We start from the raw sequence: 20,285 nt of genomic DNA on the forward strand, positions 1-20,285 counted from the left end.
AAAAATAAACATTTTAACATAAATTTAATGGAAACGTTCTCGGTAACGTTTCCGATATCTATTATAGGTAATATTAACTTATTAAAAAAATTCAGTCAATACTTTTTGTAACAATTTGATCACATTTCACTATTTTATGAATGAAGTCTATAAAATCTTTATTTGATTTTTTTATAAATATTAATACTATTTAGTGAATACATCCAAGCAGTCCGTTTCCAAACTACATATTATATCTCAATAGATAAATTAATAGAGGAGATTTTAATATGAAAATAAATAACGGAAAAAAATTTACTATATTGACTTGGAATATATATTTTGGAGCTGATCTAGAACCACTTATAGGCACAACACCGGAGGAAGTTCCACAAGTAACAACAAAAATTTTTAATCAATTTAAACAAACTAATTTTCGAGAAAGGGCAAAGTCTATCTCACAACAAATGAAAAATATAAAACCTCACTTGATAGGGCTACAAGAAGTAGCTTTATGGACAGTTAGAAGTCTCACAACGAAGTATGAAACAAATTTTTTAACTATTCTTTTAGAAGAATTAAAAAGAATGGGTTTGGATTACGGTGTAGTGGCAATAAATCATAATTTTAGTAGTGAATTACCCAGTAGTACAGGGGATTTGATAAGAATATTAGATAGGGATGTTATTCTAGCAAAAAAGAGTGCAGGTTTATGTTTTTGCAATATACAAGAGGAGAACTTTTCTAGAAATTTAGTGGTTCCTATAGGAGGTGTACTGTTTACTGTTCTTCGGGGTTGGTCTTCTGTAGATATTTGTTTTCAAGGACAAAAATTCAGATTGTTAAATACACACTTAGAGGGGAACTCAGTAGATATACGAATGGAGCAGGCAGAAGAATTATTAAATGGTCCTGCTAATACTACACTTCCCCTATTATTTTTAGGTGATTTTAATTCAAATGCAGAGGGAGTTATAAAACCAACATATGATTTACTAATTAACTTTGGATTTACAGATGTTTGGAATATTTCAGGGGTGGGATCTGGGTTTACAGCGTTCCAAGTTAGAGATTTATTAAATCCTATTTCTGCTTTGACTGAGAGGATAGATTTAATATTAATCAAAGGCAATTTTAATATAGAGGTTTCTAATACTGTGGGGGATAAACAGAAAGATCGGACCCTTTCCGGACTTTGGCCGTCTGATCATGCGGGAGTTTTGATTAGATACATTCAAATCATCTGACAAATGAATTCATAATCTAAGTATCGTGGATTAGATGTTCTCAATAAATATTTTTTCTAATCTTCTCTTGATATATAGTTAAAAAAAATATAGAATGAAATGAGAAAGCGCTTAACCTATATAACGATCTTTATGGATATATAGTTGCGATTAATAGATAGGATGGTGAAGGAAACAGTGAAACATACATTAAAGATAGGCATTATTGGTGCAGGAAGAATAGGAAAGTTGCATGCAGAGAATCTAGTTTTATTAGATAAGGTTGAATTGAAAGCGATTTCTGATATTTATGTAGAAAACGTGATAGATTGGGCGAATAAATTAGGAATTAAAAAAACAACAAAGGATTATAAAGAAATTATAAAAGATCCAGAAATTAATGCAGTATACATATGCTCACCCACAAATACACATGCACAAATGATAAAAGAAGCAGCTGAAGCAAAAAAACATATTTTCTGTGAGAAACCGATTAGCTTTTCTGCCGAAGAAACATTTGAAGCACTAAAAATTGTTGAGCAACATGGTGTGAAACTGCAGGTTGGTTTCAATCGACGTTTTGATCATAACTTTAAAAAGGTACACGATACTGTTAAAAATGGTTTGATTGGAGATCCTCATATCGTAAAAATCACTTCACGTGATCCTGAACCACCTCCTGCTGAATATATTAAAGCTTCTGGCGGTTTGTTTATGGATATGGCCATTCACGATTTTGATATGGCTCGTTATGTGACTGGTAGTGAAGTAGAAGAGGTTTATGTTCAAGGCGCTAGTTTAGTAGATCCAGTGTTTAAGCAATATGGAGATGTGGATACGGCCATCATTACCCTGAAATTTGAAAACGGTGCCATCGGTGTGATTGATAACAGTCGTAAGGCAGTATATGGATATGATCAAAGAGTAGAGGTATTTGGTTCTAAAGGTTCTGTAGCGATTCAAAATGATCATCCAACAACAGTTGAAATTAGTACGATGCAAGGTGTGTATAGAGACAAACCTCAATACTTCTTTTTAGAAAGGTATAAGGATGCATATGTCATAGAGTCAAGAGAATTTATACAATGCTTACTACAAGATTCACCACTAGTATGCACTGGAAATGATGGATATCAGGCAGAATTAATTGCAAAGGCAGCAAAGGAATCCTTACAGCAAGGAAAGCCAGTAAAAATTGAACAATTTAAAAGTGAAATCATAAAACCATAATTTTTCATTAAGGAGGTCTTTATGGAAACGATTCGTTTAACAATGTCACAGGCACTACTGAAGTTTCTAGATCAACAACACGTTGAATTAGATGGCAAAGAAATAAAGTTTTTTAAAGGTATTATGGGCATCTTTGGACATGGAAATGTGACAGGGATTGGGGAAGCCTTAGAACAAGATAAAGGAAGTTTAACCTATATTCAAGGAAAAAATGAACAGGGTATGGCACATGCTGCAATGGCATATGCAAAACAAAAGAATAGACTACAAACCTTTGCTTGTACATCCTCTATAGGTCCCGGTGCCTTGAATATGGTCACTGCAGCAGGTACTGCTACTGTAAACCGCATTCCTGTGCTTTTTCTTCCTGGTGATATATTTGCATGTAGACAACCTGATCCTGTTTTACAACAAATTGAAGACCCTACAGATTATAATGTCACAGCGAATGATGCATTTAAACCAGTGAGTAAATATTGGGATCGTATTTCTAGACCAGAACAATTAATGACAGCAGCATTGAATGCGATGCGTGTGTTAACTGATCCTGTGGATACTGGGGCAGTTACGATATGTCTCCCTCAAGATGTTCAGAGTGAAGCTTATGACTATCCTCTAGCATTTTTTGAAAAACGAGTTTTTTATATGGATAGAAAGCCTTTGACTCAGAGTGGGTTGCAAAGAGCCGTTCATCTTATTAAATCTAAAAAGAAACCATTGATCATTGCAGGTGGTGGAATACATTATTCACTTGCAACCGAAACATTGAAAGAGTTTGCTGAAACATTTCAAATTCCTGTAACAGATACACAAGCAGGTAAAAGTGCAATGTCTTGGGATCATCCTCTTAACATGGGGGCTGTTGGTGTAACAGGATCATTAGCAGCAAATCGATTAGCAAAAGAAACTGATTTAGTGATCGCTGTAGGTACTAGATTAGCTGATTTCCCTACATCATCAAAACAAGCTTTTCAAAACCCACAAGTAGACATCATGAGCATCAATGTAAGTTCGTTTGACGCTCTAAAAATGAACGGATTAAGCATCGTGGCAGATGCGAGAGAGGCGTTAACATCACTAAAACAAGGGTTAAGTCAAGAAGGATATAAAGCAGAATATGAAGGTAGTTTTTTATCTAGCTTGAAAGAGCAATGGGATGCAGAGGTAGATAGATTATATGCATTAGAAAGTGAAGAAGGATTAACACAAACAAGAGTATTAGGCGAGCTTAATCAATTTATTGATGAAAAAGATGTGATCGTAGGTGCTGCTGGAAGTTTACCAGGAGATTTACATCGTGTATGGCGAACAACTCAACCTAAAACCTACCATTTGGAATATGGCTTCTCTTGTATGGGATATGAAGTTTCAGGTGCACTTGGTGTAAAGATGGCAGAGCCAAGTCAAGAAATATATGCCATGTGTGGAGATGGAAGTTTCCTAATGTTACATTCCGAACTTGTGACAAGTATACAAGAAGGCCAAAAAATTAATGTCATATTATTGGATAATCACGGATTCCAATGTATTCATAACTTACAAAGAGGGCATGGAAGTGATGGATTCGGAAATGAATTTCGTTATCGTTCTAAAGAAACAAATCAATTAACAGCTGATTATGTTCCGATAGATTTTGCAGCTTATGCTGGTGCATTAGGAGTTAAAACTTACAAGGTTCATACTTTAGAAGAATTAAAAGATGCTCTTGTACAATCGAAACGAGATACCATATCAACTTTAATAGATATTAAAGTTTTACCAGGTACAAATACAGATGGATATGAATCATGGTGGCGTGTAGGTGTAGCAGAAGTATCTGAGAGTGAAAAAGTACAACAAGCGCATAAGCAGATGGAGCAAAACATCAAGTTAACAAAGGAGTTTTAATCTTTTGATGGAGGAGATCATGAATGAGTATCTACCCTTTTAATCTAGGGATTTCGCCAATAAACTGGTCCAATGAAGATGTGAAAGAACTAGGAGAACACTATACATGTGAAATGATTCTAAATGAAATGAAATCACTAGGATTTGTAGGTACAGAAATGCATAGTAAATTTCCTAGTGATGTTAGAGAGTTAAAAACCGTCTTATCCCAAAAAGGGATGCAACTTGTTACCCAGTGGAAGGGTGTATTGTTTGCAGACAAATCAAAACATGAGAGTGAACTGGAGGCATACAAAGATCATGTGCTTTTTTTAAAAGCTATGGACTGTAAAGTCGTTGTAACATGTGAGCTTGGAGGTTCAACAATTGGTGATCCTAAAAGAGATGCTAATGTGACTGAAGTGAAACCACTGACGAATGAAGAGTGGAGTAACATGGTGGAAGGATTAGAAAAGGCAGGTCAAATTTGTAAGGATAACGGGTTGACATTAGTTTATCACCATCATATGGGAACAAATGTTGAAAAGTCAGAAGAAATCGATAGACTAATGGAAACCACAAATCCAGAATTAGTTTCCTTAACTTTTGATAGTGGACATGCCTATTATGGTGGTGCAGATCCATATGAGGTACTAGTTAAACATTATGACCGCATTAAACATATTCATTTTAAAGATATTAGAAGAGCAGTTTTGGATGAAGTAAGAAAAGAGAAAATTAGCTTTAAATCCTCGATAGCAAAAAATGTGTTTACTGTTCCTGGTGACGGGATCATAGAATTCGAACCTATCTTCTCTCTTTTATTAAAACGTAATTATAATGGTTGGGCAATATTAGAAGCGGAGCAGGATCCAGCAGTAAAAAACCCAGTGTTTTACGCACAAAAATCAACCGAATATATTCAAAAATTATTTAATGATGAACTAGATCATAAACAGAATGTTTAACCGAATAAACGAATAGAAAGGAACGATAAAATGTCAGAATTCATAGTACCAACTAAACAACCAGATGATAAAGGACAAGTGATTTCTATTACTCCAGAGTCAGCAGGTTGGGAATATGTGGGATTTGAAGTTTTCTCTTTAAATGAAGGGCAATCACTTAAAAAAGTAACCGGAGATAAAGAGACTTGTATCGTTTTGTTAAGTGGTAGGGCTTCTGTAAATTCAAAGTTAGAGAAATGGGAGAATATCGGAAAGCGGATGGATATATTTGAAAAAATAGCACCGTATTCTGTTTACATTCCATCAGGTGATTTTTATGAGGTGTTAGCACTAACTGATCTTCAACTAGCTGTTTGTGTTGCCCCTGGAAAAGGTTCATTTCCAGCTCGGTTAATTTCTCCAGAAGACGTTGGTGTGGAGTTAAGAGGATCTGGTAACATGGAACGCAGTATACATAATATATTACCAGAACAAGCTGAAGCAGATAGCTTATTAGTTGTAGAAGTATTTACTCCAGAAGGCCATTGGTCTAGTTATCCACCTCACAAACATGATCAAAATAATCTTCCAGAGGAGTCCTATTTAGAAGAAACCTATTATCATAGAGTCAATCCTGAACATGGTTTTGCCATTCAACGGGTTTATACGGATGATCTCTCGTTAGATGAAACATTAACATTGAAAAATGGGGACGCAGTACTTGTACCTAAAGGATATCATCCAGTATCTGCTCCACCTGGTTATGAAGTGTATTATCTAAATGTGATGGCAGGACCTGTTCGAACTTGGGCATTTAAAAATGATCCAAACCATGAATGGTTAATGAGTAGAATGAAAGCATATGGAAGTCAGGTGAAATGATATGAATCTATTAAACTTTGATCAAAATAAAAAACTAGACTTTATAGGTGTAGGTAGATTATGTGTCGACTTAAATGCAAATGAAATTCATAGACCGATGGAAGAAACAATGACATTTACGAAATATGTAGGCGGTTCTCCAGCGAATATAACGATCGGTTTGTCTAGATTAAATATGAAATCCGGTTTTATCGGAAGAATTGCAGATGATCAAATGGGCCGATTTATAAAGCAATATTTAAATAATAACAACATTGATACATCCAATGTGATTACAGACAAATCTGGATCTGTTACAGGATTAGCTTTTACAGAAATCAAAAGCCCAACGGATTGCAGCATTCTTATGTATCGTGATAATGTAGCCGATTTGAAGTTAGAGCCAAACGATGTATCAGAGGAGTATATTAAACAATCCAAAGCGATCTTAATCTCAGGTACAGCCCTAGCAAAAAGCCCTTCTAGAGAAGCAGTCTTCCTAGCGTTACAATATGCTAGAAAACATGGTGTTATGGTATTTTTTGATGTAGATTATAGACCTTATACTTGGGAATCAGAACAAGAAACAGCGATATTTTATAACCTGGCAGCAGAAAAATGTGATGTCATCATAGGAACTCGTGAAGAATTTGATATGATGGAAAAAATGGAAAACTATGAGAAAAGTGATGATTGGGTGACTGCAAAAAAATGGTTTGATTTCAATGCCAAAATGGTAGTCATTAAACATGGAGCAGATGGTTCTATTGCTTATGCTAAAGACGGAAAATCATATACAGGATCAGTATTCCCGGCAAAAATAGTGAAAACGTTTGGAGCAGGGGACTCATATGCTGCAGGTTTTATTTATGGATTGATGAATGGTTGGCAAGTAAATAAAGCTATGGAGTTTGGCAGTGCAGCTGCATCCATTGTTATATCTAGCCATAGTTGTTCAGATGCAATGCCTACTTATGAGCAGATTAGTAGTGTGATAGACAATCATAATAAGTAACTTACAGAGTGAAGTGGAATAAAGAAGATATAAATTCATAAAAAGTGAACTAGATTTATAGAATAAATTCATAAGGAACTTTGAGTTGAAGAAATCATAATAAAGTAGATTAATGAAAAACATGGAGGGGATAAATTCATGATGAATAAAACACAAATTGATACATTAAAGAACTTCATTGGTGGACAATGGGTAGATTCCACAGCAACGGATACATTATCAGTACCAAATCCTGCAACAGAAGAACAAATCGCAGAAGTACCAATTTCTTCAAAAGATGACGTAGCTAAAGCTGTGGCTGTGGCAAAAGAAGCTTTTAAAACATGGAGCAAAACTGCTGTACCTAGAAGAGCACGTATATTGTTTAAATACCAGCAAATATTAGTAGATCATTGGGATGAACTTGCTAAATTAATTACACAAGAGAACGGTAAGAGCTATAAAGAGGCATACGGAGAAGTACAGCGTGGAATTGAATGTGTAGAATTTGCAGCAGGAGCTCCTTCCTTAATGATGGGCAAACAATTACCTGATATTGCAACAAATTTAGAATCAGGAATGTATCGTTATCCAGTTGGTGTTGTAGGTGGAATTACACCATTTAACTTTCCTATGATGGTTCCATGCTGGATGTTTCCATTAGCAATCGCATGTGGAAATACATTTGTATTAAAACCTTCCGAAAGAACACCTATACTAGCAAATCGCTTGGCAGAACTTTTCACACAAGCAGGCTTGCCTGATGGCGTTTTCAATATCGTTCATGGTGCACATGATGTAGTTAATGGTTTATTAGAACACCCAGATGTACCTGCCATTTCATTTGTTGGTTCACAACCTGTTGCTGAATACATTTATAAAACTGGGGCAGCGAATGGAAAACGTGTTCAAGCGTTAGCAGGTGCGAAAAACCATAGTATTGTCATGCCTGATGCTAAGTTAGATGAAGCTGTTGAACAAATCGTGACTGCAGCTTACGGATCAGCTGGTGAAAGGTGTATGGCATGTTCGGTTGTAGTAGCAGTGGATGATGTGGCAGACTCATTAATTGAAAAAATAAAAGAAAAAGCAGATCAAATTAAGATGGGTAATGGATTAGACGAAGATGTCTTTTTAGGTCCTGTTATTCGAGCTGAACATAAAGAGAGGACAGCAAATTATATTGATATTGGAGTAAGAGAAGGTGCTGATTTAATACGTGACGGTCGTAAGGATGAATTTGTTAACGAAAAAGGATATTATATTGGACCCACAATCTTTGACAACGTAACATCTGAGATGAAGATTTGGAAGGATGAAATTTTTGCTCCTGTATTATCGATCGTTCGAGTGAAAAATTTAGAGGAAGCAGTGGAAATTTCCAATAAATCTGATTTTGGCAATGGAGCATGTTTATTTACTCAAGACGGTAGCAATGTACGCTATTTTAGAGAAAATATTGAATCTGGCATGTTAGGAATCAATCTTGGAGTTCCTGCACCAATGGCATTTTTCCCATTTTCAGGTTGGAAAAATTCCTTCTATGGTGATTTACATGCCAACGGATCGGATGGTGTAGAGTTTTATACAAGAAGAAAAATGATGACAGCTCGTTGGTCTTAATCTATCTTATATATTTAGTAAGTAAAGTATCAAACTTATAGTTGAATAACGGAAGAACCGCCTCTGGCGGTTCTTGTTCTTCATGTTATATAGGAAATCGCAGCTATTCTATTTGATGTAAGTTTTTTTTCTATATTTGGAGTATAATGATTGAAAAAGGGGAATGAAAAAAGCTAGAAGGAGTTTTTTATATCATGAAACCTACGATTTACGACATTGCACGTGAAGCTGGTGTATCGATAGCAACCGTATCAAAAGTAATCAATAATACAGGGAGAATCGGGGATAAAACCAAACAAAAAGTAATGAAGGTGATGAAGGACCTTGATTATCATCCAAGTATTGTTGCATCTGCTTTAACGGGAAAGAAAACGCATACAATTGGTCTCCTCATACCAGATATTGCAAATCCATTTTTTGCTGAAATCGCCCGAAGTGTTGAAGACATGGGGAATGAATTAGGTTTTAGTGTGATGATGTGCAGTACGGATAACAACATAGATAAAGAGTCCAAATATATTTCATTATTAGAACAAAAAAGAGTGGATGGTATCATACTGGCTACTGGAACTCAAAACACAACTATTTTGCAAAATCTATTAAAGAAAAAAGTACCGATTGCATTAATTGCTAGGGACATGCCTTCCCTTCCTGTAGATACTGTATTAGTAGATGATTATATGGGGGGGTACGAAGCTACTTCCCACTTAATTAAATTAGGTCATCAAAAGATTTCCATTATTGCAGAGGATTTAACAGTAATGAGCAGTAAAGAGCGTATTCGAGGCTACTGTCAAGCTTTAGAGGATCATGGATTAGCATTTGATGAACGTCTTTTACACGTAAGTGATTTTACTATTGAAGGCGGAAGAAAAGTAGCAGCTAAGATCCTATCTGAAAACAATTCAGCTACTGCTATTTTTGCTTGTAATGATTTACTTGCAATGGGAGCTATACAAGCGGCTCGAGAAAAAGGAATTCAAATTCCAGAGGACTTGTCCATCATCGGATTTGATAATACAATCTTAGCTTCAATATGTGACCCTCCTCTGACTACAATCGCACAACCCATACAAGATATGGGTAAAAAAGTTGTAGAGTTGTTAGTAAAGGAGATTAAAGAGGAAAAAACGACTAAACAACGTGTTGTATTGATGCCGAAATTGGAAATTCGTAAGACAACTTCCGAGATTCATATAAATTTGGTATAAAAAATATTAAAGATGATAGCAGAGTTATTTATAAATAACTCTGCTATCATTATTTAAGAGTTTATTTAATCCTCATTCTGGATCAGAATGAATTAAGTTCACTTGTTTAAATATAATTCAAACCAATCGATGATTTCTTTTTTGTATTCATCAGAATAAGCACTTAAAGAATGATCCCCATATGGGTACTCTATGTATTTATAATCTTTTTGATATTTTTTTAACTGATCAACCATATTTCTAGCTTGATCTACTGGAACTCTCCAATCTTTTTCACCATGCAATATCAAGGTTGGTACGTCGATTTCATCTGCCCAATAAACAGCAGAACGTTTTTCATATTCTTCTCTATCAAGAATAGGGTCACCAACTAGCTCATTCAAAATCAGCTTCATGTCATTACGTTTCTCATATAAATCTAATTGATCAGTCACCCCACTAATTACAGCCGCAGCCTGAATATCTAAATCATGTTTGATTGCTAAGTAAGTCATCATCCCACCGCGAGAAGCACCAAGCATGACTTTTTGATCCATATCTACATAGGGAAGTTCTTCAGCTACGTGGATCAAGTTTAAAACATCATTAATATCTGAACCACCGAGTTCTTCTTGTCCTTCACCACCATCGTTACCACGATACTGAGAGGCGAGAACTACATATCCTTGATCTGCCCAAAATGATAAATATTGTAATGTTTTTTCATTGATCACTCCGAATTCTCTATTGCCACCACGGTTAAAAATTAGTAAGGGAGCTTTGTCTTCAATCGTTTTTGGTTTTACTATAAATCCGACCACCTTAAAATCATCACTTAAATATTGCATACGATAAGTTTCCACGTTATTTGAATAAGAAGATTCTATATCCAATAATTCTTGATTGACAATAATGTTATCTTTTTCATATGTACAAGCACCCAAAATAACTAGAGAAAGCAGTGTCATGATTAGTGTGAATTTTATCTTCATCTTCTGCCTCCTTAATAATAAATATATTTTAAACTACGTTCAATTATAGAGTTGGTTTCACTAAAAAGTAGAGAATTAGAGAACATCCATGTAGAAGTGCTTATCCTTTTTTAATAAAATAACGTTGCTACTAGAACATATATTCTGTAAAATGGGATGTATAATATTTGTATTGGAAAATGAAGATATGGTTGATAAGGAGTTTAAATCATGAATAGATTAACGGGTAAATTTAATTCCCTTCATGAATTAATTAAAGAAATTAAAAACATGCCTCAGTACAAAGCACAAATTACACATTGGCATACGATTCCAGCTAAAGAAGCACGTTGTGCTGAATTCCCTGAACAAATACAAAATGAATTGAAACAGGTTTTTTTGGACAGGGGCATTTCAAGTTTATACACACATCAAGCAGAGTCCTTTCAAGAAATAAATAAGGGAAATCATGTAGTGACAGTAACTCCTACAGCATCAGGGAAAACATTATGTTATAACTTGCCTGTATTGCAACGTTTATTGGAGGACAATAGTGCTAGAGCTTTATATATGTTCCCTACAAAAGCATTGGCGCAGGATCAGGTGGCAGAAGTTAATGAACTGATCAATTTATTAGAAGTGGATATAAAGGCCTATACCTATGATGGAGATACAGCACCAACAGCCAGGCAAGCGATACGAAATGCTGGTCATATCGTAGTCACGAATCCAGATATGTTACATTCAGCCATTCTCCCTCATCATACAAAATGGGTAAAGTTGTTTGAGAATCTGCAATTTATTGTTATCGATGAATTACATACATATCGAGGTGTATTTGGTAGTCATGTTGCCAACGTATTACGCAGATTAAAACGAATTTGTAATTTTTATGGCTCAAATCCTCAATTTATTTGTACTTCAGCAACCATTGCGAATCCGAAGGAACATGCAGAACGATTATTAGAACAAAAAGTATATTTAATTGATAAAAATGGGGCACCTGCGGGTGAAAAACATGTCGTTTTTTATAATCCTCCTATTGTGAATCAACAATTAGGCATTAGAAGAAGCAGTGTGTTAGAATCTCAAAAACTAGCAAGTTTATTGTTGAAAAACGGTATTCAAACCATTGTGTTTGCTCGAAGCAGAGTGCGTGTTGAAATTTTATTAACTTACTTACAGGAACAAACCAAGAATGAATTTGGTACAAAATCTATCCGTGGTTATCGTGGAGGATATTTACCAAAACAAAGAAGAGAAATCGAACGAGGATTAAGAAATGGGGAAATTCGTGGTGTCGTTTCTACGAACGCACTGGAATTAGGGATTGATATTGGTCAATTGCAAGCGTGTGTGATGAACGGATATCCAGGTAGCATTGCGAGTACATGGCAGCAATCAGGCAGAGCGGGTAGAAGACAGGAAAGCTCTCTCACTTTTATGGTTGCAAGCAGCAATCCATTAGACCAATATATTATTCAAAATCCACAATTTTTCTTTGAAGCAACACCAGAAGAAGCAAGAATAGAAGCAGATAATTTATTAATTTTAATAGATCATATCAAATGTGCCGCTTATGAATTACCGTTTGAAAAAGGAGAAAAATTTGGAGGAGAGACATTACTAGAAGTATTGGAGTTTTTAACTGAAGAAAAGGTACTGCATCAAGTGCAAGATCGTTGGTATTGGATGGAGCAATCGTTTCCAGCTCATAATATTTCATTACGTTCTGCTGCCCAAGAAAACTTTATTATTATAGATATGACAGAAGGTAGCAGGGTCATTGGGGAAGTGGATCGTTTCAGTGCTCCTACTTTAATTCACGAAGAAGCAATTTACATTCATGAAGGTATACAGTTTCAAGTAGAAAAATTGGATTTTGAAGAGAAAAAAGCGTTTGTAAGAAAAGTGGATGTTGACTATTTTACAGATGCAAACCTAGCTGTCCAATTGAAAGTACTTCAAGTAGATAAACAAACTGAAACAAATTCGCATGAAATTCAATATGGTGAAGTAACGGTAAACGCTAAAGCAACATTTTTCAAAAAAATAAAATATAAAACACATGAGAATATTGGGTCTGGTCCGATTCATCTACCAGAAGAAGAATTGCATACCAGCTCGTATTGGTTTTCATTTGCTGAGAATATCTTAGAAAATCGAAGCAAAAATGATCTGCAATTTGCTTTACTTGGTCTTTCAAACGTATTAGTTCATATTGCACCGTTATATTTAATGTGTGATCCGATGGACATTAGAGTGGTGCCACAGGTCAAAGCCATTCACACTAAATTACCAACGATATTCTTTTATGATCGTTACCCTGGGGGAGTGGGATTAAGTGAACGTTTATATGAAGTACACCATGCACTGTTAGAACAAGCAAAAGAATTAATTCAAGGTTGTACTTGTTTAAGCGGATGTCCTGCCTGCGTAGGTCCCATCGAAGAGGTTGGATTAACTGGGAAAGAGTTCGCATTAGAATTACTAGGTGTTTTGATTAATGAAAACAATAATGAACTGATTCATTGATTAAGTTTATCTGCTGCAAAATTCTGAATCTATTGAGGGGGGATAAGGTTGAGCCAATTAAAAAATAGATTAAATAGATTGAAAAAAACTCAAGCATCAATAGATAATAAAGTAATTTCTTCTCATTTGAAAGGTGGAGAGTGGGGAGAGGTAGGAGCAGTTACAAAAACGAATGCATACGGCTCTTTTGTAAAAAGAGAGATAAGGATTCCATTGCAAGAAAAGATTGGTTTTTATCCATTATATCAATTGGTAGGTAGTGCTCAAGCCTTATCCCACTTGCAATCCATAAAATCAAATGTTCTACATGATAAAATGTTATTTTTTGATACAGAAACAACTGGTTTGGGGATTGGTGCTGGGAACGTACCGTTTATGCTTGGAATTGGTTATTATACAGATGATGCATTTATAGTAGAGCAGTTATTTATTCGTAATCCGAGTGAAGAATTAGCTATGTTGGCTTATATAAATGAGAAGTTCCAACACTTTACGCATCTAGTCTCTTATAATGGTAAAACGTTTGACTTACCTTTACTCAAAAATAGATTCATAATTCATCGATTGACTTATGAAGGGGAACATTTGGAGCATATAGATTTATTATATCCAGCTAGAAGTTTGTGGAGAAATTCTTTAACTACTTGTAAGTTAAGTCATGTAGAGCGCAAAAGATTAGGAATTCATCGTGTAGATGATGTGCCTGGTTCTATGGCACCTACATTATATTTTAAATATTTAATAGAAAAAGATCCTAACATTGTGGCGGATGTATTTCGTCATAATAAAGTAGATATTGTAACCTTAGCTATATTAAGTATTTATTTTGTTTCATTGTTTGAAAAAAGAGATGTATATTCAAATTTAGAATTAGATGAATTATATCGATTATGTGTTTGGTTCAATAATATGGAATTAACAGATTTGTTTCAATATGTTTATGAATTGCTCACTACTAGAGTTATAGAGGAAGATCCGAATTATTTTATTCCCCTAGCTATGATCTTTAAGAAAAAAAAGGATGTTGAAACGTCCGTTTCTTTATGGAAAAAGTTCATTGAACTGCAAGGACATCAACGAATAATAAACACTGAACCATATATAGAGTTGGCAAAATACTATGAACATCGTAAAAAGGATTTTAAACAGGCAATATACTACACAAAAGAAGCGGAGCTAAGAGTGTATAATAGGATTTCTCTATCAAAAAGGAACCAAAAATATACTGAAATATTGCAAGAAATTCAAAAAAGGAAGAATAGGTTGGAAAAGAAAATAAAGTCTAGAGTGAATGAAGTAGATCAAAATAGTGTTGTGGAATTAAGACAAGTTGAAATGAATGTATAACACTCCTTCTAATATAAAGGAGTGTTGTATTGTTAAGTTATGCTATTTAAATTTCACTTCTTTTACCTTCATAACATTTTCGACATACAGAATGGTATGATTCGTTGCCACCAATTTGGATCTGTTCTCCTGAATATACAGGTTTGCCATCTTCGAACCGCAGTACCATCGTTGCTTTTCGACTGCAAAAGGAGCATATTGTTTTAATTTCTTCAATTTTATCAGCATATAAGAGCATGTATTGACTACCTTCAAATAATTCATTACGGAAATCATTTTTGAGCCCATATCCAATAACAGGAATATGAAAGTTGTCTACTATTTTAGCCAACTGTAAGACTTGGTCTTTTTTCAGAAATTGTACTTCATCAACTAGAATACATGCGATGTTAGATTTTTCTTTTACAGTATCTATTAAGTTTGTATCATCGTAAATAGGAATGGCTTTTCTTTTAAATCCAATCCTTGAAGAGATGTAACCAACTTCATCTCGATCATCTATCCCAGAAGTAAAGATTAAGACATCTTTACCATGTTCCTCGTAATTGTGTGCTACTTTTAATATATCAATTGATTTTCCGCTGTTCATTGAACCGTATCTGAAAAAAAGCTGTGCCATTTGATTTCTCCTCTCAAGTTCATCTTACAATATCATATACCATAAGCGAGGAAACAGGGAACCCATTTACGTTAATACGATATAATGGAAAAATAAAAACACTTCTCTAATGCAAAAGAAGTGTTCATTGTAACGTTTATCGTTTAAAGAACCCCTTAGGATTACACGACCCTTCACATAGTCCTTCTGGAATACTAGAATTACATTTATTTTCATCGATTGTGAAATTATCACTTTCTAATGAGTTATTTTGGATATCTGGGATATTTCCAAATAAACAGTTAGAACGGATTCCAAAGAAATCTATTGTAGAATCTTCTATAATGATTCCAGCTTCTCTATTGTTTTCTATACAATTTTGATCTACGATCGTTCGAATTTCATTATCAAATAATTCATTCACTTGTATTCCATTGCTTTTATTCATTTGACAAATATTTTTTATAATACGATTACCAAGACCAGTTAATTCAATTCCGTTACTTTTATTTTTATTACACACATTGCCCCAAATGATGTGAGTAATCTCGGTTGCATTAATACCATTTAATGAATTTCCAATTGCTTTATTCAAAAACCATAAATTATCATCAAATCGTGAGAGAAATCCGTTGTTTTTATTATCTATAGCACAGTTTTCGATGCAAATATGTTCATCATTGAATGAAAAACCATTTAAACGATTATTTTTTGCTTCGTTAAACAAAAATAAATTACAATCGACAACTATAAAACCATGATCTTGATTTTCAATTGCTTTACATTTAATAAAGTAATTAGTATCTTCGCCATTAAACCCATTTTTCCCATTCATTATTGCTTCACACTGATTGAAAAAACTTACATCATCTGTGATCATAAATCCATCTTCCATATTATTTTTTGATTGAATTTTTTCTAATGTATTAAACTGCTCCTCTATGTTTACTCCATTGACCCCAAAATTTTGTACCGATAGATTTTCTAAAGAATTGAGGCGGCTGCTAATTGTAATGCCATCACCTCCAATATTTGTGCCATCAAGGATTGTTTTGCATATGCCTGATCCAGCAATTCGGAGACGACTTTTTGTATTCGGGATGTTTACTTGTTCAGGAAATATCCCTTTACTTATGTTGATTTGAAAACCTGATAAAGTATCCAGATTATTAATAGCCTCAGATATAGTGTCAAAATCTCCTGGTACACTGACAGCGTCATTTCTTTGGCATAATCCATCTGGCATACTAGTCTGACAAACGTTGTCTGCAAAGGTACAATTCGTTATTAATTGTTCTACTAAGATATCTGGAGTGTTGCCTCTTAAACAATTGGAACGAACAGCAGTCTCATCTCCAGCAATATGAACACCAGCCTCCTTGTTATTTTTTACGATGTTTAGATCAATGACATTCTCATTGTCTACCACCTGAATTCCAGCTTTTTTATTATTGATTACATGATTTTTTATAATTCTTGTTACGCCATTCACTGCTAAAATACCATTTAAAACATTGTTTTTACTAACATTATCAAATAATATTACTTCACTATCTATTAAAAATCCATTCACCTTATTTTCCAATGATTTGTTAAATGCATATATATTTTCAAACGAGGTAATGGAATCACTAAAACCGTTGCCCCCATTTTTTATAGCAGAACTTGAGAAAATATAACATCTTCTTCCTCCTACAAGAAATCCATTTTTAGTATTTTGTTTGGCTACACAACAAAATATTAAATTCTTACTAACATTGCTTTCTACTAATAGTCCGTTAGATTTATTATTTATCAATTTACAATGCATAATAAAAGTATTACCTCTTCTTGAAATGATTCCATCTCCAGCATTTCCATTTATTTCGCATTCAAATACCATATTTCTTCTACCATTGTTTAGTTCAATTCCTATTTTATTGTTTATGACTTGTACCTTATGGATAATATTTTCTTGAAAATTCACAAAAATTCCTGTGCCTTTAAAGTTCTGCACTGTTAAATTTTTAATGGTAACTAATTGATTATTTATTGTAATGCCATTAATAATACCTAAAGTCTGCCCATTAATGATTGTTTTTCCTTTACCTGCTCCTATAAGGCGAAGCCCATCTATATTAATAGTAAGCTCTTCAGGGAAATTTCCTTCACCTACTCTAATAGTATCGTATGGAGCAGATACTGCTAATGCATCATTAATCGTTGGAAATTCAGCAGTTGGAACTTTCCGTACAGTCATCTCGTTTTGTCCCTTCTAATTTTTAGTAATTGTTACATCATATGAAACCTAAAAATAAAAGTCCTAGATAAGTGCCCTTTTTTTATAAAGATAGGCAATGTGGATTAGGCAATCGTTTGATTTTAATTTATACATGAGAAATAGGGCAGATGAACCAGACAAGAAACACATAATATGCATAACTTAAAGAAAAATCAATATAGGTGGGTGAGCAGAATGGATAATCTTTTTTTGAAAAATCAAATTAATCAAGCTAGACAAATGTTAAATCAACAAATGGAACGTATACAAGGAAAAGGGGGGCAAAGTGGGCAATTAAAGTTACAGCATGATTATTTTAAAAGTTTACATGAAACGATGAATCAACAATTAAATCAAGTGAAACAGTTTCAAGGAAATGAGAAAATCAATGGGAAGATTGATCAGAATCGAGATATGCTTGACAAACATTTGAAAAAAATGAATGAGATGTTATCAAATCTGGGAATTGAAGGAGAGGATAATAAGTTAGATGCGTTTCATAAAAAAATGAATAACTTATTGGACTCATTTCTAGAAAAAAAGAAGTGAATATTTTTGATATGATTAAGTTGTCATAGAATAGACAACAATGTGAATAGACATCGCTTGATTTTACTTGATTTCACGTTAAAATAAAGGGAACCTTTCTTTATTGTGAAGGAAGGTGAAGGGTGATTACAAATGTATTTTGGATGCCATGTAAGTATTCGACATGGGTTTCTAAATGCAGCTAAGACTGCAACACAACTACGAGCAAGATCTTTCCAGTATTTTCCGAAAAACCCGAGAAGCTTAAAGATAAAAGAGTTAAATCATTTGGATGCTCAGGCTTGCGATAAATGGTGCAAAGAAAATAACCTGGTATCGATTGCACATACACCGTATCCAACAAATTTAGCTGTGGATGAGAAGACAAGAAATTTGATGGTGGCATCAATTTTGAATGATCTTGAGATCGCAAATGCTTGTGGGTCATTGGGATTAGTTGTTCATTTTGGTAAATATAGTGAAAAAAATACGTTACAAGGATACAAAAATATATTACAATGTTTAAATGAAGTACTTTCTCAATGGAATGGAAAAACATTAATTTTACTAGAAAATCAAGCAGGTATGGGTACCAAAATGGGGATGACCTTTGAGGAATTGCTGCAAATTCGTAATTTAGCGCTTTTTTCAGAAAAAATTGGTTTTTGTTTTGATACCTGTCATGCTTATGCAAGTGGGTTATGGAATGAAACGAATTGGAATGAAATGTGCCGTCATGGTGAAAAACTTGGTTTTTTTTCACATGTGAAAGCAGTACATTTAAATGATTCCAAATATCCCAGTGGATCTTACCGTGACCGCCATGAAAATATTGGGTATGGTACTATAGGAGAAGATCGGTTTGAGTTGTTTTTAAAGTCAAATTGGTTGAAAGCGATTCCGATTATATTAGAAACACCAACTTCTGAACAATTTTCTTTTCAACATGAGTTGGAAATTATAAATAGATTAATTCATAAAGGGAGATAGAAGATGATTAATGTTTATCTAGACGATTTACGACCTTGTCCTAAAGGTTTTGTATTAGCTAAAAATATTGAAGAGTGTATTGTTTTGTTACAAGAAAGTAATGTGAATATATTATCTCTAGATTTTGACTTAGGTTGGAATGAACCTACAGGATATGATTTAACAAAAATGATGGTGGAAAAAAAATGCTACGCAAAGGAAATATATCTGCACACCTCTGATTCAAATGGTAGAATGAAAATGTACCAGTTGTTATATCAACACAAACCAGACGATGTAGTATTGCATAATGGTCCGATGCCATATGAATTATTAGAGCAGTATATGTAGAATTTGTTGAAACAGGTGAGCAGATGATTAAACTAAACCGGGTTTATTTTAGAAGAGAATCTAGAGAGATTCTATCAAATATTAATATCGAAATGAATAAAGGTGAACATTGGGTTATTCTTGGGAAAAATGGTTCAGGAAAAACAACCATTCTAGAGATGTTAAATGGTTATTTATTTCCTAGTCAAGGTACTATTGAAGTACTTGGATATCAATTTGGGAGTTGTGATGTAAGGGAAGTTCGTAAAAGTATTGGTTATATTAGCCAATCCTTATTAGAAAAATTGAACTACAGTGATCCAGTTTGGGAAGTTGTTGCAACAGGTTTATATGGATTTCTTAGATTTTATCAAGCGATTCCAGATGAGGTTAAAAACAAAGCAGATCAGATGCTGGATGAAATGAACTTATCTCATGTTAAAAATCAACCTCTAGGTTTATTGTCACAAGGTGAACGTAAAAAAGTCTTACTTGCTAGGGCATTAATAAGCGAGCCTGAAATTATTATTATGGATGAGCCTTGTGCTGGTTTAGATTTATATGAAAGAGAAAAACTATTAGTTGAACTTGAAAGATTTAATAAAAATGGTATAAGTTTAATTTATGTAACACATCATGTTGAAGAAATTGTTCCTCTATTTTCGAATGTGATGTTATTGAATAATGGAGAAATCATTTCATCAGGTAAGAAAAAAGAAATATTAACTAGTGAAAGGATAAACCATACATTCCAAATTCCTGTTCAGATTGAATGGAGCAATGATCGTCCTTGGATACAAGTGATATAGCGTGACAATGGTTAAATGATGA

The 20,285-nt window shown here is 34.0% G+C and carries 17 protein-coding genes; 14 read left to right on the forward strand and 3 right to left on the reverse strand.

The annotated features are described in order from the left end of the window. Positions 1–269 precede the first annotated feature (269 nt). From ERL59_RS02540 to ERL59_RS02575, 8 genes are all read left to right on the forward strand, one after another. Complete coding sequence (locus ERL59_RS02540; protein WP_235929767.1) at positions 270–1,226, forward strand: endonuclease/exonuclease/phosphatase family protein; 957 nt, start codon at positions 270–272, stop codon at positions 1,224–1,226. Between the two features lie 177 nt (positions 1,227–1,403). Beyond that, positions 1,404–2,435 (forward strand): inositol 2-dehydrogenase, encoded by a 1,032-nt coding sequence (iolG, locus tag ERL59_RS02545; RefSeq protein WP_328699889.1) that lies wholly within the window; start codon positions 1,404–1,406, stop codon positions 2,433–2,435. Between the two features lie 21 nt (positions 2,436–2,456). Beyond that, complete coding sequence (gene iolD, locus ERL59_RS02550; protein WP_160644182.1) at positions 2,457–4,322, forward strand: 3D-(3,5/4)-trihydroxycyclohexane-1,2-dione acylhydrolase (decyclizing); 1,866 nt, start codon at positions 2,457–2,459, stop codon at positions 4,320–4,322. 23 nt (positions 4,323–4,345) lie between these two features. Beyond that, complete coding sequence (iolE, locus tag ERL59_RS02555; RefSeq protein WP_160644185.1) at positions 4,346–5,269, forward strand: myo-inosose-2 dehydratase; 924 nt, start codon at positions 4,346–4,348, stop codon at positions 5,267–5,269. Between the two features lie 30 nt (positions 5,270–5,299). After that, on the forward strand, positions 5,300–6,130 hold the full coding sequence (gene iolB / locus ERL59_RS02560; protein WP_160644187.1) for a 5-deoxy-glucuronate isomerase: 831 nt from the start codon (positions 5,300–5,302) through the stop codon (positions 6,128–6,130). Between the two features lies 1 nt (position 6,131). Beyond that, on the forward strand, positions 6,132–7,124 hold the full coding sequence (iolC, locus tag ERL59_RS02565) for a 5-dehydro-2-deoxygluconokinase (protein WP_160644189.1): 993 nt from the start codon (positions 6,132–6,134) through the stop codon (positions 7,122–7,124). A 138-nt stretch (positions 7,125–7,262) separates the two neighbouring features. Then, on the forward strand, positions 7,263–8,726 hold the full coding sequence (locus ERL59_RS02570) for a CoA-acylating methylmalonate-semialdehyde dehydrogenase (protein ID WP_407925671.1): 1,464 nt from the start codon (positions 7,263–7,265) through the stop codon (positions 8,724–8,726). 194 nt (positions 8,727–8,920) lie between these two features. Continuing rightward, entirely contained in the window at positions 8,921–9,937 is a 1,017-nt protein-coding gene (locus tag ERL59_RS02575) for a LacI family DNA-binding transcriptional regulator (RefSeq protein ID WP_160644191.1), read from the forward strand. A 98-nt stretch (positions 9,938–10,035) separates the two neighbouring features. On the opposite strand, the gene ERL59_RS02580 is transcribed toward ERL59_RS02575, so the two are convergent. Next, on the reverse strand, positions 10,036–10,908 hold the full coding sequence (locus tag ERL59_RS02580; RefSeq protein ID WP_160644193.1) for an alpha/beta hydrolase family protein: 873 nt from the start codon (positions 10,906–10,908) through the stop codon (positions 10,036–10,038). A gap of 210 nt (positions 10,909–11,118) precedes the next feature. Between ERL59_RS02580 and ERL59_RS02585 the strand changes: the two genes are divergently transcribed. Together ERL59_RS02585 and ERL59_RS02590 are read left to right on the forward strand one after the other, a co-directional pair. Further along, a complete protein-coding gene (locus ERL59_RS02585; protein WP_160644195.1) occupies positions 11,119–13,422 on the forward strand; it encodes a DEAD/DEAH box helicase in 2,304 nt (767 codons plus the stop codon). A 48-nt stretch (positions 13,423–13,470) separates the two neighbouring features. Further along, a complete protein-coding gene (locus ERL59_RS02590; protein ID WP_160644197.1) occupies positions 13,471–14,769 on the forward strand; it encodes a ribonuclease H-like domain-containing protein in 1,299 nt (432 codons plus the stop codon). A gap of 46 nt (positions 14,770–14,815) precedes the next feature. On the opposite strand, the gene ERL59_RS02595 is transcribed toward ERL59_RS02590, so the two are convergent. Beyond that, positions 14,816–15,388 (reverse strand): thymidine kinase, encoded by a 573-nt coding sequence (locus ERL59_RS02595; RefSeq protein WP_160644199.1) that lies wholly within the window; start codon positions 15,386–15,388, stop codon positions 14,816–14,818. 136 nt (positions 15,389–15,524) lie between these two features. After that, the gene (locus ERL59_RS02600; protein WP_160644201.1) at positions 15,525–17,606 is read right to left on the reverse strand and encodes a right-handed parallel beta-helix repeat-containing protein; all 2,082 of its coding nucleotides are present in this window, start codon (positions 17,604–17,606) and stop codon (positions 15,525–15,527) included. Between the two features lie 216 nt (positions 17,607–17,822). Between ERL59_RS02600 and ERL59_RS02605 the strand changes: the two genes are divergently transcribed. The 4 genes from ERL59_RS02605 to ERL59_RS02620 all read left to right on the forward strand — a co-directional run bounded on the left by ERL59_RS02605 (position 17,823) and on the right by ERL59_RS02620 (position 20,263). After that, the gene (locus tag ERL59_RS02605) at positions 17,823–18,176 is read left to right on the forward strand and encodes a hypothetical protein (RefSeq protein WP_160644203.1); all 354 of its coding nucleotides are present in this window, start codon (positions 17,823–17,825) and stop codon (positions 18,174–18,176) included. Between the two features lie 132 nt (positions 18,177–18,308). Further along, positions 18,309–19,145 (forward strand): deoxyribonuclease IV, encoded by an 837-nt coding sequence (locus ERL59_RS02610; RefSeq protein WP_160644205.1) that lies wholly within the window; start codon positions 18,309–18,311, stop codon positions 19,143–19,145. Positions 19,146–19,148: 3 nt separating this feature from the next. Continuing rightward, complete coding sequence (locus ERL59_RS02615; protein WP_160644207.1) at positions 19,149–19,475, forward strand: cyclic-phosphate processing receiver domain-containing protein; 327 nt, start codon at positions 19,149–19,151, stop codon at positions 19,473–19,475. 23 nt (positions 19,476–19,498) lie between these two features. Further along, entirely contained in the window at positions 19,499–20,263 is a 765-nt protein-coding gene (locus ERL59_RS02620; protein WP_160644209.1) for an ABC transporter ATP-binding protein, read from the forward strand. Positions 20,264–20,285: the final 22 nt, after the last annotated feature.

The organism is Chengkuizengella marina, from assembly GCF_009910845.1.
In the GTDB taxonomy this organism is placed as follows: domain Bacteria; phylum Bacillota; class Bacilli; order Paenibacillales; family KCTC-33759; genus Chengkuizengella; species Chengkuizengella marina.